Here is a 16,564-nt window from a genome sequence, read left to right as displayed (position 1 = left end):
CGCTGAGAGAAACAAGGAGAAGTCGTCACCATGTCCGAATTCACCCCCACCGTCACCGGTACGGGAGCCCGAGCGCGCGTCCAGCGCTTCGGTGGCTTCCTGGCCGGCATGATCATGCCGAACATCGGCGCCTTCATCGCCTGGGGCCTCATCACGGCCCTGTTCATCCAGACCGGTTGGACGCCGGTGCCCCAGCTCGGCGGCTTCGGCGAGATGTCCGACGGCACCCCGTGGCCCGGCCTCGTCGGTCCCATCATCAAGTACCTGCTGCCGATCCTGATCGCCTACACGGGTGGTCGCATGGTCCACGGTCAGCGCGGTGCCGTCATCGGCGCCGTCGCCGTCATGGGCGTCATCGTCGCGACCGACGTGCCGCAGTTCCTCGGCGCGATGATCGTCGGCCCGCTGGCCGCCTGGGTCCTCAAGCAGTTCGACAAGCTCGTCGACGGCCGCATCAAGTCCGGCTTCGAGATGCTCGTCAACAACTTCTCGCTCGGCATCATCGGTGGCGCCATGGGCGTGCTCGCCTTCTTCGGCCTGGCCCCGGTCACCACCGCGATCACGAACGTCTTCGGCGGCGCCGTCGGCTTCCTCGTCGATCGTGGCCTGCTGCCCCTGGCGTCGATCATCATCGAGCCGGCCAAGGTCCTGTTCCTCAACAACGCCATCAACCAGGGCATCCTCACCCCCCTCGGTGGCACGCAGGTGCAGGAGGCCGGCAAGTCGATCCTCTTCATGCTCGAGTCGAACCCCGGCCCGGGTCTCGGCATCCTCCTCGCGTACCTCTTCTTCGGTCCGCGCGCCATCCGCCCCTCGGCCCCGGCCGCGATCATCGTGCACTTCTTCGGTGGCATCCACGAGATCTACTTCCCGTACGTGCTGATGAAGCCGATCCTGCTCGTCGCCGCCGTCCTCGGTGGAGCGACCGGCATCGCGACCTTCGCCCTGTTCAACGTCGGCCTCGTCGGCCCTGCCTCGCCCGGCAGCATCATCGCCTACACGCTCGTCGCCGCCCGCGGGGACCTTCTCCCGATCTACCTGGGTATCCTGCTCTCGGCGGCCGTCTCGTTCGTCGTCTCGTCCCTCCTCATGGGCTTCGGTCGCAAGGAGAACCGCGAGGCCCGTGCCGAGGACTCCGCCGCACAGGAGCAGGCTCTCGCCGACGCCCAGGCCGCCACCGCGGCCAACAAGGCCACCAGCAAGGGCACCGCGGCACCCACCGCCTAGCCCGCCCGCACCACCAGTCAGCACCACCACCACACAAGGAGAAGGTCATGGCAACCCTCGACGGTTCCAGCATCAAGAAACTCATCGTCGCGTGCGACGCGGGCATGGGCAGCAGCGTCATGCTGGCGTCCACGCTCAAGAAGCAGCTGAAGAAGAGCGGTGTCACCGTCGAGCACTCGCCCGTCGCGTCGATCCCGTCGGACGCCGACGTCGTCGTCACCCAGAACAACCTCGCCGAGCGCGCCCGCGGCGTCGTGCCGAACGTGCCCGTCGTGCCGTTCCAGCTGTTCATGGGAGACCCCAACGTCGCCAAGGTCGTCAAGGCGATCCAGGACGGCTCGACGGTCGAGGTCTGACGATGACCGACCAGCAGGCACCCGAGCTCTCGGCGCTCCTCGCGGAGTCGTCCATCCGACTCGACGAGGTCGCCGCCTCGCGTGACGAGGCCATCCGCAAGACGGGTCGTGCCCTGATCGACGCGGGTGCGATCGACGAGTCGTACGTCGACGCCATGTTCGAGCGCGAGAACTCGGTGTCCACCTACGTCGGCGAGGGTGTGGCGATCCCGCACGGCACCCTCGCCGGCAAGGACTCGGTCAAAGAGGACGCCCTCGTCGTGCTGCGGTTCCCGACCCCGGTCGACTGGGACGGCAACGAGGTCTCGGTCACGGTCGGCATCGCCGCCAAGGGCAACGGCCACATCGCCATCCTCAGCCAGCTCGCCAGCATCCTGATGGACCCCGACAAGGCCGCCGCCCTGCGCGGGTCGACCACGACCGCCGAGGTCTACGAGTTGCTCGCGTCGACCGACGACGACGACTGATCCCCACCCCCTCCAGAGGAGAAGACATGCCAGAACGTTCCGTCACCATCGCCTCGAGCGTCGGGCTGCACGCCCGCCCCGCCTCGTTGTTCAGCCAGGCCGCCGGCAAGACCGGCGCCAAGGTCACGCTGACCTCCGCGGCCGGCAAGAGCGTCAACGCCGCCAGCATCCTCGGCGTGCTCTCGCTGGGCATCGGCCACGGTGAAGAGGTCGTCGTCGCGACCGAGGGCGACAACGCCGAGGCCGCCCTCGACGAACTCGTCGCGCTCCTGGCGACCGACCTCGACAAAGAGTAGGCACCGACACCAGAACGGGACGCCCGCCGACGAGAGTCGGCGGGCGTCCCGTTCGTCGTGGGAGCCGAGGAGGCGCGGTGCGGGCCCCCTGCACCGCGCCTCCTGCGTCACTAGGCTCGTCGGCATGACCGATGCCGCGACGACGCCGACCCCTCGCACGCCCACCCCCGTCGACGGGGTCGCCGAACGCTGGGTGGACACCCTCTGCGAGCTCGACCCCACGACCGCGACCTGGATCGGCCGTGAGGGCCGGACGGGCGAGTACGGCGACTACTCGCCCGACGGTCATGCCCGACGCGTCGAGGCCGTCCGGGCCACGCTGGCCGAACTGCGGGCCACCACCCCCGTGGACGACGTCGACCGGGTCACCCGGGACGACCTGACGAGCGAGCTCGAGCTCGAGCTGCTCTACGCCGAACAGCGCCTCGAGTTGCGCGACCTCAACGTGATCGCGTCACCCGCCCAGGGCATCCGCGACGTGTTCGACCTCATGCCCACCGCCTCCGAGCGCGACTGGGTCGACGTCGCGACCCGCCTCGGCCGGGTACGGACCGCCGTCGACCAGTACGTCGAGACGTTGCGCGCGGGCATCGCCGGGGGAGTCACCCCCGCCCGGCGCCAGGTCGAGAAGGTGGCCGAGCAGTGTGCCCGCATCGGTGCCGACGACGGCTTCTTCGCCGAGTTCGTGCGGGACGCCCGGCTCGGTGACGGCACCGAACCCGGAACGGCGCTCGGCCGGGACCTCTCGTCGGGCGCCTCGTCGGCGGCGGAGGCCTACGTCGACCTCCGACGCTTCCTGCTCGACGAGTTGCTCCCCGCGGCGACGGCCGACGACGCCGTCGGGCGCGACGCCTACGCCCTGCACTCGCGACGGTTCCTCGGAGCGACGGTCGACCTCGACGAGACCTACGAGTGGGGGATCGACGAGCTCGCCAGGATGACGGCCGAACAAGAAGAGGTCGCCCGGTGGATCGAACCCGGGGCGTCGGTCTCCCGGGCCATCGAGCTGCTCGATGCCGATCCCGCACGCCAGCTCGACGGCACCGACGCACTCCGCGCCTGGATGCAGGAGCTCAGCGACCGCGCGGTCGCCGAGCTGGGTCGGGACCAGTTCGACATCCCCGAGCCGGTCCGCCGGCTCGAGTGCCGCATCGCACCGACCAAGGACGGCGGCATCTACTACACGAGCCCCAGCGACGACTTCTCGCGTCCGGGCCGCATGTGGTGGTCCGTGCCCGAGGGGGTCACCCGTTTCGGCACGTGGCGCGAGACGACGACGGTCTTCCACGAGGGGGTCCCCGGCCACCACCTCCAGCTCGGTCAGGCCGTCCACAACCGGGCCACGCTCAACACGTGGCGTCGCCAGCTGGCCGGCACCTCGGGGCACGCCGAGGGCTGGGCCCTGTACGCGGAACGGCTGATGGACGAGCTCGGTTGGCTCGGCGACCCGGGCGACCGGCTGGGCATGCTCGACGGTCAGCGCATGCGTGCCGCGCGTGTGGTGCTCGACATCGGGGTCCACCTCGGCAAGCCGTTCCCCGGCGGTGGCGGGCGGTGGGACGCGACGAATGCCTTCGCCTTCATGTCGGACAACGTCAACATGGACACCGAGTTCGTGCGCTTCGAGGTCGACCGGTACCTCGGCTGGCCGGGGCAGGCGCCGTCGTACAAGGTCGGTCAGCGCATCTGGGAAGACCTCCGTGCCGAACGCGCCCGTCGAGACGGCGCCACCTTCGACATCAAGGCCTTCCACCGCGACGCCCTTCAGCTGGGCGGGGTCGGGCTCGACACGCTCAGGCGGGCACTGCTCGCGTGAGTCGGCGCGACCCGCGACACGCCGTTGCCCACACCTGCGGCGCCGCGCTAAGATTACCGAGCGCTATCTGCGTCGACATTTCCGCACGCCGCGTTCGACACACCCTCCCGAACACCGTTCGAGGGACGAGCACGGCCCGATTCATGCCCGTACTGGAGCACTAACTACATGACAACCGTAACGACCAAGGCACCCAAGCAGGTCGCCATCAACGACATCGGATCCGCTGATGACTTCCTGGCCGCGGTCGAGAAGACCCTGAAGTTCTTCAACGACGGCGACCTCATCGAGGGCACCGTCGTGAAGATCGACCGCGACGAGGTCCTCCTCGACGTCGGCTACAAGACCGAGGGCGTCATCCCCTCGCGCGAACTCTCGATCAAGCACGACGTCGACCCCACCGAGGTCGTCGAGGTCGGCGACACGGTCGAGGCCCTCGTCCTCCAGAAGGAAGACAAAGAAGGCCGTCTGATCCTGTCCAAGAAGCGCGCTCAGTACGAGCGTGCCTGGGGCGACGTGGAGAAGATCAAGGACGCCGACGGCGTCGTCACCGGTACGGTCATCGAGGTCGTCAAGGGTGGCCTCATCGTCGACATCGGCCTCCGTGGCTTCCTCCCCGCATCGCTCATCGAGCTGCGCCGCGTCCGCGACCTCACCCCCTACCTGGGCCAGGAGATCGAGGCCAAGATCCTCGAGCTCGACAAGAACCGCAACAACGTGGTCCTGTCGCGCCGTGCCCTGCTCGAGCAGACGCAGTCCGAGAGCCGCACGACCTTCCTCAACAACCTCCACAAGGGCCAGGTCCGCAAGGGCGTCGTCTCGTCGATCGTCAACTTCGGTGCGTTCGTCGACCTGGGCGGCGTGGACGGCCTCGTGCACGTCTCGGAGCTCAGCTGGAAGCACATCGAGCACGCCAGCGAGGTCGTCGAGGTGGGCCAGGAGGTCACCGTCGAGATCCTCGAGGTCGACCTCGACCGTGAGCGCGTGTCGCTCTCGCTCAAGGCCACCCAGGAAGACCCGTGGCAGGTGTTCGCCCGCACGCACGCGATCGGTCAGGTCGCTCCGGGCAAGGTCACCAAGCTCGTCCCCTTCGGTGCGTTCGTCCGCGTGGCCGACGGCATCGAGGGCCTCGTGCACATCTCCGAGCTGTCGGCGAAGCACGTCGAGCTGGCCGAGCAGGTCGTCGCCGTCGGCGACGAGGTGTTCGTCAAGGTCATCGACATCGACCTCGACCGCCGTCGCATCTCGCTGAGCCTCAAGCAGGCCAACGAGGGCGTCGACCCCGAGGGCACCGAGTTCGACCCGGCGCTCTACGGCATGCTCACCGAGTACGACGACCAGGGCAACTACAAGTACCCCGAGGGCTTCGACCCCGAGACGAACGAGTGGCGCGAGGGCTTCGACTCGCAGCGCGAGAAGTGGGAGCAGGACTACGCTGCCGCCCAGGCGCGCTGGGAAGCCCACAAGAAGCAGGTCGCTGCCTCGCTCGTCGAAGAGACGACGTTCGACGCTCCCACGGGTTCGTCCTTCTCGGCCGAGTCCGCTTCGGGCGCCGGCACCCTCGCCGACGACGAGTCGCTCGCCGCTCTGCGCGAGAAGCTGTCGAACAACAACTGAGTCCCTCCGGTCTCGACCAGAAGGCGGTTCCCCCTCGGGGGAGCCGCCTTCCGGCGTTTCCGGCGTAGTCTCGACGTCGTGTTCGTCTGTGGATTGACCGGTGGCATCGCTGCCGGCAAATCGGTCGTGGCCCGTCGACTCGCCGAACGAGGCGCGGCGCACATCGACGCCGACGCCCTCGCCCGCGAGGTGGTCGAGCCCGGATCCGCCGGACTCGAGGCCGTCGTCGCCCGCTTCGGGTCCGACGTCCTGCAGCCCGACGGTTCCCTCGACCGAGCCGCCCTGGGGGCGATCGTCTTCGCCGATGCCGCTGCACGCCGTGACCTCGAAGGGATCACCCACCCGGCCGTGCACGAGCTCTCGGTCCGGCGCATGTCCGACGCCGTCGCGGACGACGCGGGTCGCGTCGTCGTCTACGACGTGCCCTTGCTCGTCGAATCGCGGGGGACCGACGGCTTCGACGTGGTCGTCGTCGTGCACGCCCCGCGCGAGGTCCGCCTGAGGCGACTCGTCGAGCTCCGCGGGATGGACGACGAGGAGGCGCGGCGTCGCGTGGACGCGCAGGCGGACGACCGGACGCGGCTCGCCGTGGCGGACCTCGTCGTCGACTCCTCCGGTTCGCTCGAGAGCACGCTGGAACAGGCGGACGACCTCTACGACCGTCTGCGTTCGCTGTCAGCGGCGAAGCAGGCGGCCTCCCACGACACGAGTGTCGGTGGTCCCTCCTAAGCTGGAATCCATGGAACCGACCCGCAGTGTGCGCCCGTTCGAAGTCATCAGCGAATTCGAACCCAGTGGCGACCAGCCGGCCGCCATCGCCGAACTGGCGGGGCGCATCAACGCCGGCGAGACCGACGTCGTCCTGCTCGGCGCCACCGGAACGGGCAAGTCGGCGACCACCGCCTGGCTCGTCGAGCAGGTGCAACGGCCCACGCTCGTGCTCGCCCACAACAAGACGCTCGCGGCCCAGTTGGCGAACGAGTTCCGATCGCTCTTCCCGAACAACGCCGTCGAGTACTTCGTCTCGTACTACGACTACTACCAGCCCGAGGCCTACGTCCCGCAGACCGACACCTTCATCGAGAAGGACAGCTCGGTGAACGCCGAGGTCGAGCGGTTGCGGCACTCGACGACGAACTCGCTGCTGAGCCGACGCGACGTCATCGTCGTCTCGACGGTCTCCTGCATCTACGGGCTCGGCACCCCCGAGGGCTACATGGAGGCCATGATCGCCCTCCAGGTCGGCATGCGGATCGATCGCGAGACGCTCATCCGGCGGTTCGTCTCGATGCAGTACCAGCGGAACGACATCGACTTCTCCCGTGGCAACTTCCGCGTGAGGGGAGACACGATCGAGATCATCCCGATGTACGAAGAACTGGCCATCCGCATCGAGATGTTCGGCGACGAGGTGGAGGCGCTGTACGCCCTCCATCCGCTTACGGGCGACGTCGTCAAGACGATGGACGCCGTCTCGGTCTTCCCCGGTTCGCACTACGTCGCGGGCACAGATGTCATGCACCGCGCCATCGGCACCATCAAGGACGAACTCGCCACCCGCCTCGACGAGCTCGACAAGCAGGGAAAGCTCCTCGAGTCCCAGCGCCTGCGCATGCGCACGACCTTCGACCTCGAGATGATGGAACAGATCGGCTTCTGCAACGGCATCGAGAACTACTCCGCGCACATCGACGGTCGGTCGCCCGGCGAGGCACCCCACTGCCTGCTCGACTACTTCCCGGACGACCTGCTCGTGGTGATCGACGAGTCGCACGTCACCGTGCCCCAGATCGGCGCCATGTACGAAGGCGACGCCTCGCGCAAGCGCACCCTCGTCGACCACGGCTTCCGGCTTCCCAGCGCCCTCGACAACAGACCCCTCAAGTTCGAGGAGTTCCTCGACCGGGTCGGCCAGAAGGTCTACCTCTCGGCGACGCCCGGCAAGTACGAGCTGGGCATCACCGACAGCGTCGTCGAGCAGATCATCCGACCCACCGGGCTCATCGATCCCGAGATCGTGGTCAAGCCGTCCGCGGGCCAGATCGACGACCTGCTCGAAGAGATCCGCACACGGGTCGAGATCGATGAACGTGTCCTGGTCACCACCCTGACCAAGAAGATGGCCGAAGAACTCACCGACTTCCTCACCGAGGCCGGAGTGCGAGTCCGCTACCTGCACTCCGACGTCGACACGCTCCGGCGGGTCGAACTGCTCACCGAACTGCGGCAGGGCGTCTACGACGTGCTCGTCGGCATCAACTTGCTCCGTGAGGGCCTCGACCTCCCCGAGGTGTCGCTCGTCGCGATCCTCGACGCCGACAAAGAGGGCTTCCTCCGTTCGTCCACGTCACTCATCCAGACAATCGGCCGTGCGGCACGAAACGTCTCGGGTCAGGTCCACATGTACGCCGACGTGATGACCGACTCGATGAAACAGGCGCTCGAAGAGACCGATCGTCGTCGAGAGAAGCAGGTCGCCTACAACCTCGAGCGAGGCATCGACCCCCAACCGCTCCGCAAGAAGATCGCCGACATCACCGAGGTCCTGGCCCGAGAAGGTGCCGACACCGCACGCCTCCTCGCGGATCGCCAGGGTGGCAAGCGCGCCCCCACGCCGAACCTCCGCCGCGAGGGCAAGGCCGCCAGCGCCGCGAACGGCCTCGAAGCGATCATCGCCGACCTCAACGAGCAGATGCTGCAGGCCTCGGCCGAGCTCAAGTTCGAGTTGGCCGGTCGGCTCCGCGACGAGGTCGCCGACCTGAAGAAAGATCTGCGACAGATGGAGGCGGCCGGTCATGCCCGGTGATCGTCGACGCGTCGTCGTCACGGGTGCGACCGCAGGGCTCGGCTATTACTCCGCCGAGCGGCTCGTCGCGGCCGGTCACCAGGTCGTCCTCGCGGCCCGCGACGCCGAGAGGGCCGTGCGGGCCGCCGATCTCCTCCGCAGCCGCGTGCCCGGGGCGGACGTCGACACGGTCGCCCTCGACCTGGCCGACCTCGCGTCGGTCCGCACGGGTGCATCCGCCATCGCCGCCGGCGGACCGGTCGACGGCCTCCTGGCCAACGCCGGCGTCGTCGGCTCCCGTCGGCGTCAGACGACGACCGACGGGTTCGAGCTCCAGTTCGGCACCAATCATCTCGGCCACTTCGCCCTGGTCTCGCACCTCATGCCGGCCCTCGAGTCGGCAGGGCGGGCTCGAGTCGTGCACCTCGGAAGCATCAGCCATCGGTGGGTGCGACTCGACCTGGACGATCCCATGATGGTCTCGAGCTACTCCGGCGCGGTCGCCTACGCACGTTCCAAGCTCGCGGTCATGACCTTCGGCTTCGACCTCGACCGTCGCCTCCGGGCCGCCGGATCCTCGGTCTCCAGCGTCGTCGCCCACCCGGGGTTCTCGTGGGACTCGCTCAGCGACCCGCGCCCGCCCGTCGTCGAGCCCCGCCGCCCTCCCGCCGTCCTCACCTCGATGATGCACGTCTTCTCCCAGGGCAAGGAGGTCGGAGCAGAGCCTCTCGTCCACGCCCTCGTGGGCGAAGACGTCCACGGCGGGGAATACTGGGGTCCGGCCGGATGGTTCCAGTTGACCGGCGCTCCGGCCCGCGTGCCCGCGAAACGTCACAGCCGTGACGAGTCGGTGGCATCGCGTCTGTGGCAGGTGTCCGCCGGCCTGACGGGCGTCCAACCGACCGTCTCGTCCCCGGCCCCCTGACCCCGCGCCGCCGGCTGCACCTCCCGCGGGCCCGCCCGCCACGACGACGAGTGTCGTCCACATCGACAGAATGGTAAGAGTGTCCATCTCACCTGTAGAAGGTTCCTCCACGCTGAGCGTCCGGGGTGCCCGAGTGCACAACCTGAACAACGTCGACCTCGAGATCCCACGTGACTCGTTGGTCGTCTTCACCGGGTTGTCCGGCTCGGGCAAATCGTCCCTGGCGTTCGACACGATCTTCGCCGAGGGGCAACGTCGGTACGTCGAGTCCCTGTCGGCCTACGCGCGGCAGTTCCTGGGTCAGGTCGACCGTCCCGACGTCGATTTCATCGAGGGCCTGAGCCCGGCCGTCTCCATCGACCAGAAGTCCACGAACCGCAACCCGCGGTCCACGGTCGGCACGATCACCGAGATCTACGACTACATGCGGCTCCTCTGGGCACGCATCGGCGTTCCGCACTGCGCCGTCTGCGGCGAGAAGATCAGCAAGCAGAGCGTGCAGCAGATCGCCGACCAGCTCATGACCCTCGAGTCGGGCGTCCGGTACCAGGTGCTGAGCCCCGTGGTCTCGCAGAAGAAGGGCGAGTTCGTCGACCTGTTCGCCGAGCTCGCGTCCACGGGGTACTCCCGGGCCATCGTCGACGGTGAGCAGATCCAGCTCAGTTCGCCGCCCAAGCTGAAGAAGCAGATCAAGCACGACATCTCGGTCGTGGTCGATCGCCTCGTCGCCTCCGACCAGGCGCTGACCCGACTGACCGACTCGCTCGAGACCGCCCTGCGCCTGACGGACGGCCTGGTCACGATCGACTTCGTCGACACCGACGAGGGCGAGGCCGGCAAGTACCGGACGTTCTCCGAGAAGCTCTCGTGCCCGAACAACCACCCGGTCCAGCTCACCGAGATCGAACCCCGCACGTTCTCGTTCAACGCCCCCTTCGGCGCCTGCCCCGAGTGCTCCGGTCTCGGCACGAAGATGTCGGTCGATTCCGACCTGCTGCTCGGCGACCCCGAGCTCAGCCTCGCCGACGGCGTCATCCTTCCTTGGACCCAATCCGGCAAGGGGCTCTACAACTACTTCCAGAAGCTCCTCGAGGGCCTGGCCGGCGATCTGGGCTTCAGCCTCAAGACGCCCTGGCACGAGCTGCCCGAGAAGGTCCGACAGGCCGTCCTGCAGGGCAACGACTTCGAGGTCACCGTGAAGTGGCGCAACCGCTTCGGCCGAGAGATGACCTACTCGACGGGCTTCGAGGGCGTCATGCCCTACATCGAGCGCAAGTACGCCGAGGCCGAGACCGACACGCAACGCCAGCGCTACGCGTCCTACCTCCGCGAGATCCCGTGCGTCGTCTGCAAGGGCAAGCGGCTCAAGCCCGAGGTCCTCGCCGTCCTGGTCGACGGGCACGACATCGCGAGCGTGTCCGAACTCAGCCTCGCCGACGCGTTCGGGTTCATGAACAGCCTCACCCTCACGACCCGTGAGGCGCGCATCGCGGCCCAGGTGCTGCGTGAGATCCGCGTCAGACTCGAGTTCCTGCTCGAAGTGGGTCTCACGTACCTCTCCCTGGCCCGCGCCGCGGGGTCCCTCTCCGGTGGAGAAGCCCAGCGCATCCGCCTCGCGACCCAGATCGGGTCGGGTCTCACCGGAGTCCTCTACGTCCTCGACGAGCCGAGCATCGGCCTCCACCAGCGTGACAACCGCCGACTCATCGACACGCTGGTCAAACTCAAGAACCTCGGCAACACGTTGATCGTCGTCGAACACGATGAAGACACCATCAAGACGGCCGACTGGGTCGTCGACATCGGCCCGGGTGCCGGCGTCAACGGCGGCACGGTCGTTCACTCGGGCAGTTACGAGGACCTCGTCGCCAACACCGACTCGTACACCGGCGACTACCTCGCCGGGCGGCGCTCCATCGAGACCCCGACCAGCCGTCGCCCCGTCGACAAGAAGCGCATGATCTCGGTCGTGGGCGCCAAGGCCAACAACCTGCGCGACGTCACCGTCGACTTCCCGTTGGGCACCTTCGTCGCGGTGACGGGCGTCAGCGGCTCGGGCAAATCCTCGCTCGTCAACGACATCCTGTACAAGGTCCTGGCCAACCAGCTCAACGGAGCCCGTCAGATCCCCGGCAAGCACACGAGGGTCACGGGCCTCGACGCCCTGGACAAGGTCGTCCACGTCGACCAGGCGCCGATCGGTCGCACCCCGCGCTCGAACCCGGCGACCTACACGGGTGTCTTCGATCGCATCCGCACCCTCTTCGCCGAGACGACCGACGCGAAGGCCCGCGGCTACCTGCCTGGCCGGTTCAGCTTCAACGTCAAGGGCGGCCGCTGCGAGAACTGCGCAGGTGACGGCACGATCAAGATCGAGATGAACTTCCTTCCCGACGTCTACGTCGCCTGCGAGGTGTGCGGTGGTGCGCGGTACAACCGCGACACCCTGGCGGTGCGGTACAAGGGCAAGAACATCTCCGAGGTCCTCGAGATGCCGATCAGCGAGGCCGCCGAGTTCTTCGCCCCCATCTCGGCGATCTCCCGGTTCATGTCGACGCTGGTCGACGTCGGCCTGGGCTACGTGCGACTCGGCCAGAGTGCCACCACGCTGAGCGGGGGCGAAGCCCAGCGCGTCAAGCTCGCGACCGAGCTGCAGAAGCGCTCCAACGGGCGCAGCGTCTACGTGCTCGACGAACCGACGACCGGCCTGCACTTCGAGGACGTCCGCAAGCTCCTCCTCGTGCTGAACGGTCTGGTCGAGAAGGGCAACACCGTCATCACGATCGAACACAACCTCGACGTCATCAAGTCCGCCGACTGGCTGATCGACATGGGCCCGGAAGGAGGTGCGGGTGGCGGCACCGTCATCGCCACCGGAACCCCCGAGCACCTCGCGACCGTGCCCGAGAGCCACACGGGCGTCTTCCTGAAGGAGATCCTCGAGTCGGGTCACACCGTGCCCCGGGTGCAGAAGAAGAAGGCCACGTCGACGCGACGCCGGGAGGCCGTCGAAGCACGATGAGCAACACCGTCTCCTGGCGTCCGAAAGCGGGCGAGATCCCCACCGACCCCGGCGTCTACCGCTGGCGTGACGAGCGGGGGAGGGTGCTGTACGTCGGCAAGGCCAAGAACCTCCGGGCCCGGCTGAGCAACTACTTCGCACCGCTTCCGTCGCTGCACGAACGCACCCGACGAATGGTCCTCACCGCTCGATCCGTCGAATGGACCGTGGTGGGCAGCGACATCGAGGCCCTCCAGCTCGAGTACACGTGGATCAAAGAGTTCGACCCGCCCTTCAACGTCAAGTTCCGCGACGACAAGACCTATCCGTTCATGGCCGTCACCCTGGCCGACGAGGCACCTCGGGTGATGGTCACGCGCAACCCGCGCATCAAGGGGGCCAAGTACTTCGGGCCGTACCCGAAGATCTGGGCCGTCCACGACACCATCGACCTGATGATCAAGGTCTTCCCGATCAGGACCTGTTCCGACAGCAGCTACAAGAAGGCCATGCAGACGGGCAAGCCCTGCTTCCCGGGGCAGATCGGTCGTTGTGGGGGGCCGTGTTCGCACAAGGTGTCGATCGACGAGCACCGGGCGATCGTCGACGAGTTCGTCAAGTTCATGGGCAGCTACGACAAGAGGGTGATCGCCGACCTGCAGCGCTCCATGAAGACGGCCGCCATGGAGCAGCGCTTCGAGGACGCGGCCACGTACCGCGACCAGGTCCAGGCCCTCGAGGCCGTGCTCGACAAGTCGGCGGTCGTCCTCCGCGACAACGTCGATCTCGACCTCTACGCCCTCGCCGAGGACGAGCTGGCGGCCGCCGTCCAGCTCTTCACGGTGAGGGGCGGTCGCATCCGTGGCTCCCGCGGCTGGGTCGTCGACAAAGAGATCGACATCTCGACCGGCGACCTCGTCGAGCAGGTCCTGCAGGGCATCTACACCGCCGGCGCCGAGCTTCCCCGCGAGATCGTCGTGACCGAGACGCCGGACGACAACGACGCCCTCGAGAGCGTGCTCAGCACCCTCCGCGGTCGGGGACGGGTCCAGATCCACACGGCACAGCGCGGCGAGAAGGCCAACCTGATGCAGACGGCGACCCTCAACGCGCAGCAGTCGCTCATGCTCTACAAGACCCGTCGCAGCGCCGACTTCGCCACCCGGTCGACCGCCCTGGCCGACATCCAGGAGGCCCTCGGCATGAGCGACGCGCCCTTGCGCATGGAGTGCTACGACGTGTCCCACCTCTCGGGCACGAACATCGTCGCCTCGATGGTGGTCTTCGAGGACGGCCTGCCGCGGAAGGACCAGTACCGGCGTTTCAACATCCCCCGGTCGACCGACGACACCGAGTCGATCTACCAGACGCTCAGCCGCCGTCTCTCTCGCCTCGACGACGAACTCGCTCCCGTCGAGGAGGTGGGTGAGCAACGCAAACGGTTCGCCTACCGCCCCAACCTCCTCATCGTCGACGGCGGACAACCCCAGGTGGCGGCGGCCCGACGAGCACTCGACGACGCCGGCGTCACGGACATCGCGCTCTGCGGGATCGCGAAACGGCTCGAGGAGATCTGGCTGCCCGACGACGACTTCCCGGTCATCCTCCCTCGCAACAGCGACGCGCTGTTCCTCATCCAACGCATCCGCGACGAGGCCCACCGTTTCGCGATCACGCACCAGCGGCAGCGTCGCAAGCGCGACATCTCGACGCAGCTCGCGGAGATCCCGGGGTTGGGGCCCTCCCGGGTGGCCGTGCTCCTGAAGCACTTCGGCTCGGTCAAGCGTTTGAAGGACGCCGAGGCAGCGGACATCTCGGCCATCCGCGGCATCGGCCCGACGCTCGCCGCCGCAGTCGTCGAGCGGCTGCGCGGGGCCGAGGACGTGGCGGCCGACGACGTGGCGGCCGCCGACGTCGTGCCCCCCACGAGCCCCGCCTAGACTCGATGCACCGCACGCCGACCCGGAGGACACCACCGACATGAGCGACGTCAGCGAACAGCAAGAGGTCCTGATCGTGACGGGGATGTCCGGCGCCGGGCGGTCGACCGTCGGCAACGCCCTGGAGGACCTCGACTGGTACGTGGTCGACAACCTGCCGGCGCAGATGTTGCGACCGCTGCTCGACCTGGCCGAACGTGCGGGGGACTCGCTCCCCAAGATCGCTGCCGTGGTCGACGTCCGCGGGGGACGCCTCTTCAGTGAGGCCCAAGAGGCCGTGCGTACCTTGCGGGCGAGCATGCCCAGCAAGGTGCGGGTGCTGTTCCTCGACGCGACCGACGCGGCGCTGGTCCGGCGTTTCGAGCAGGTCCGGCGACCGCACCCGTTGCAGGGTGACGGCACCTTGCTCGACGGCATCCTCGCCGAGCGTGCGCGCATGGAAGAGCTCCGCGAGACGAGCGACGTGATCATCGACACGTCGGAACTCAACATCCACCAGTTGGCCACGACGATCTCCGAGAAGTTCGCCGAGTCCGACCGCGCCGGGGTCCAGGTGACTGTCCTCAGTTTCGGGTTCAAGTACGGCCTGCCCACCGACGCCGACATGGTGGGCGACGCGAGGTTCCTCCCCAACCCGTTCTGGGTGCCCGCGCTCCGGAAGCAGTCCGGGCTCGACGAGCCGGTCACGTCGTACGTCATGCAGCAGGACGGGGCCCGGGAGTTCGTCGACGCCTTCGCCGCTTCGCTCGTCCCCGTCTTGTCGGGCTATCAGCGTGAGAACAAGAGACACGCTACGATCGCCATTGGCTGCACCGGGGGCAAACATCGATCGGTCACCCTCGTGGGTGAACTGGCGGCGCGTCTGCGTGGACTCCCCGGCGTGGCCGTCAGCGTGAAACACCGCGACCTCGGCCGAGAATGACCCACCGAGGTGCTTCAGCACGCCCGTGTACCGACGACACCTCGACCTGACGAAAAGGAACAACCGGAGTGGCCCAGACTGCCGACGTCAAAGAAGAACTCGCCCGCGTCGAGGTGAGCAGGACGACGATCCGGGCCGCTGAGCTCGCCACCGTCCTCCGTTTCGCCGGGGGACTGCACCTCATCTCCGGTCGGATCGCCGTCGAGGCGGAACTCGATTCCGCGCTCATCGCCCGACGGGTCCGGAAGGACCTGGCCGAGCTGTACGGAGCCAGGAGCGACGTCGCGATGACGGCTCCTTCCGGCTCACGCCGCACCCCCGGGTTCCTCGTCCGGGTCCACGAGGCCGGTGAGACGCTGGCCCGTCAGACCGGGCTCATGGACGCCCGCCGACGACCCGTCCGTGGCCTGCCGAACCGGCTCACGACCGGCTCGCGCGACGATCTCGCCGCCATTTGGCGAGGGGCGTTCCTCGCGCAGGGCTCGTTGACCGATCCCGGTCGGTCCGCCTCGCTCGAGGTCGTGTGCCCCGGCAACGAGACCGCCATGGCGCTCGTCGGGGCCGCCGGCCGACTGGGCGTCGCGGCGAAGGCCCGAGAGGTCCGCGGAGTGCACCGGGTCATCATCCGCGACGGCGAGGCCATCGGCACCATGCTCAAGGTGATGGGCGCCGAGAAGAGCGTCACCGACTGGGAAGAGATGCGCCAGCGCCGCGAGGTGCGCGCGACGGCGAACCGACTCGTCAACTTCGACGACGCCAACCTGCGACGGTCGGCCCAGGCCGCCGTGGCCGCGTGCGCCCGCGTCGACCGGGCGATGGAACTGCTCGGCGACGACATCCCCGAGCACCTCAAGTACGCGGGCGAGCTGCGACTTGCCCATCGCGACGCCAGCCTGGACGAACTCGGCCACCACGCCGACCCCCCGATGACCAAGGACGCCGTCGCGGGTCGGATCCGTCGCCTGCTCGCCATGGCCGACAAGAAGGCCGGCGACCTGGGGTTGCCGGGTACGGACGCCAACCTGCCGCACGACCTCGACCTCGACTGAGGGGCGGCGGAGGGTTCTCACGACGTCACCGGAGGACGAAGTCCGGAGGGCTGCTGCTACTGTCGTAAGCGGTGTCCGACCCGAGGTCATCGAGAGTTCGGGCGTCGCCACGGGCCTGGTCGCCCACACCCTCCACGCGTCCCCACGACGCCTGATCATCAGG

Annotated in this window: 13 protein-coding genes; all 13 read left to right on the top strand. The window is 68.0% G+C overall.

Annotated features, from left to right (window positions below; translation table 11 throughout):
- The first annotated feature begins 30 nt into the window (after positions 1–30).
- The 13 genes from QRN23_RS10115 to whiA all read left to right on the top strand — a co-directional run bounded on the left by QRN23_RS10115 (position 31) and on the right by whiA (position 16,401).
- Positions 31–1,227 carry a PTS transporter subunit EIIC gene (locus QRN23_RS10115; protein WP_056045261.1) on the top strand — a complete coding sequence of 399 codons (1,197 nt, stop codon included), beginning with the start codon at positions 31–33 and terminating at the stop codon, positions 1,225–1,227.
- 47 nt (positions 1,228–1,274) lie between these two features.
- Positions 1,275–1,583, top strand: coding sequence for a PTS lactose transporter subunit IIB (locus QRN23_RS10110; RefSeq protein ID WP_054146078.1), 309 nt, complete (start codon positions 1,275–1,277; stop codon positions 1,581–1,583).
- Between the two features lie 2 nt (positions 1,584–1,585).
- The gene (locus tag QRN23_RS10105) at positions 1,586–2,050 is read left to right on the top strand and encodes a PTS mannitol transporter subunit IIA (protein WP_056045258.1); all 465 of its coding nucleotides are present in this window, start codon (positions 1,586–1,588) and stop codon (positions 2,048–2,050) included.
- A gap of 26 nt (positions 2,051–2,076) precedes the next feature.
- Positions 2,077–2,346, top strand: coding sequence for an HPr family phosphocarrier protein (locus QRN23_RS10100; protein ID WP_043592801.1), 270 nt, complete (start codon positions 2,077–2,079; stop codon positions 2,344–2,346).
- A gap of 124 nt (positions 2,347–2,470) precedes the next feature.
- Positions 2,471–4,162 (top strand): DUF885 domain-containing protein, encoded by a 1,692-nt coding sequence (locus QRN23_RS10095; protein ID WP_285063489.1) that lies wholly within the window; start codon positions 2,471–2,473, stop codon positions 4,160–4,162.
- Positions 4,163–4,330: 168 nt separating this feature from the next.
- Positions 4,331–5,779, top strand: coding sequence for a 30S ribosomal protein S1 (gene rpsA, locus QRN23_RS10090; protein ID WP_043592805.1), 1,449 nt, complete (start codon positions 4,331–4,333; stop codon positions 5,777–5,779).
- A 78-nt stretch (positions 5,780–5,857) separates the two neighbouring features.
- On the top strand, positions 5,858–6,508 hold the full coding sequence (gene coaE / locus QRN23_RS10085; RefSeq protein ID WP_056045251.1) for a dephospho-CoA kinase: 651 nt from the start codon (positions 5,858–5,860) through the stop codon (positions 6,506–6,508).
- 10 nt (positions 6,509–6,518) lie between these two features.
- Positions 6,519–8,585: an excinuclease ABC subunit UvrB gene (gene uvrB, locus QRN23_RS10080; RefSeq protein WP_043592809.1), complete on the top strand. Its 2,067-nt coding sequence runs from the start codon at positions 6,519–6,521 to the stop codon at positions 8,583–8,585.
- Complete coding sequence (locus QRN23_RS10075; protein ID WP_173150858.1) at positions 8,575–9,489, top strand: SDR family NAD(P)-dependent oxidoreductase; 915 nt, start codon at positions 8,575–8,577, stop codon at positions 9,487–9,489. The genes uvrB and QRN23_RS10075 overlap by 11 nt, the downstream gene beginning before the upstream one ends.
- Before the next feature lie 70 nt (positions 9,490–9,559).
- Positions 9,560–12,511, top strand: coding sequence for an excinuclease ABC subunit UvrA (uvrA, locus tag QRN23_RS10070; RefSeq protein WP_285063488.1), 2,952 nt, complete (start codon positions 9,560–9,562; stop codon positions 12,509–12,511).
- Positions 12,508–14,430 (top strand): excinuclease ABC subunit UvrC, encoded by a 1,923-nt coding sequence (gene uvrC, locus QRN23_RS10065; protein ID WP_285063487.1) that lies wholly within the window; start codon positions 12,508–12,510, stop codon positions 14,428–14,430. The genes uvrA and uvrC overlap by 4 nt, the downstream gene beginning before the upstream one ends.
- A 40-nt stretch (positions 14,431–14,470) precedes the next feature.
- Positions 14,471–15,352: an RNase adapter RapZ gene (rapZ, locus tag QRN23_RS10060; protein ID WP_285063486.1), complete on the top strand. Its 882-nt coding sequence runs from the start codon at positions 14,471–14,473 to the stop codon at positions 15,350–15,352.
- Positions 15,353–15,420: 68 nt separating this feature from the next.
- On the top strand, positions 15,421–16,401 hold the full coding sequence (gene whiA / locus QRN23_RS10055) for a DNA-binding protein WhiA (protein ID WP_159826586.1): 981 nt from the start codon (positions 15,421–15,423) through the stop codon (positions 16,399–16,401).
- The last annotated feature ends 163 nt before the right edge of the window (positions 16,402–16,564 follow it).

The organism is Frigoribacterium sp. ME-P-080, assembly GCF_030209595.1.
GTDB lineage: Bacteria > Actinomycetota > Actinomycetes > Actinomycetales > Microbacteriaceae > Frigoribacterium.
This window is presented reverse-complemented; position numbering and strand designations above follow the sequence as displayed.

Bases quoted from the DNA above. Each gene is read 5' to 3' on its own strand.
- QRN23_RS10115 (WP_056045261.1), top strand. From the start codon at position 31: ATGTCCGAATTCACCCCCACCGTCACCGGTACGGGAGCCCGAGCGCGC.
- QRN23_RS10110 (WP_054146078.1), top strand. From the start codon at position 1,275: ATGGCAACCCTCGACGGTTCCAGCATCAAGAAACTCATCGTCGCGTGC.
- QRN23_RS10105 (WP_056045258.1), top strand. From the start codon at position 1,586: ATGACCGACCAGCAGGCACCCGAGCTCTCGGCGCTCCTCGCGGAGTCG.
- QRN23_RS10100 (WP_043592801.1), top strand. From the start codon at position 2,077: ATGCCAGAACGTTCCGTCACCATCGCCTCGAGCGTCGGGCTGCACGCC.
- QRN23_RS10095 (WP_285063489.1), top strand. From the start codon at position 2,471: ATGACCGATGCCGCGACGACGCCGACCCCTCGCACGCCCACCCCCGTC.
- rpsA (WP_043592805.1), top strand. From the start codon at position 4,331: ATGACAACCGTAACGACCAAGGCACCCAAGCAGGTCGCCATCAACGAC.
- uvrB (WP_043592809.1), top strand. From the start codon at position 6,519: ATGGAACCGACCCGCAGTGTGCGCCCGTTCGAAGTCATCAGCGAATTC.
- QRN23_RS10075 (WP_173150858.1), top strand. From the start codon at position 8,575: ATGCCCGGTGATCGTCGACGCGTCGTCGTCACGGGTGCGACCGCAGGG.
- uvrA (WP_285063488.1), top strand. From the start codon at position 9,560: ATGGTAAGAGTGTCCATCTCACCTGTAGAAGGTTCCTCCACGCTGAGC.
- uvrC (WP_285063487.1), top strand. From the start codon at position 12,508: ATGAGCAACACCGTCTCCTGGCGTCCGAAAGCGGGCGAGATCCCCACC.
- rapZ (WP_285063486.1), top strand. From the start codon at position 14,471: ATGAGCGACGTCAGCGAACAGCAAGAGGTCCTGATCGTGACGGGGATG.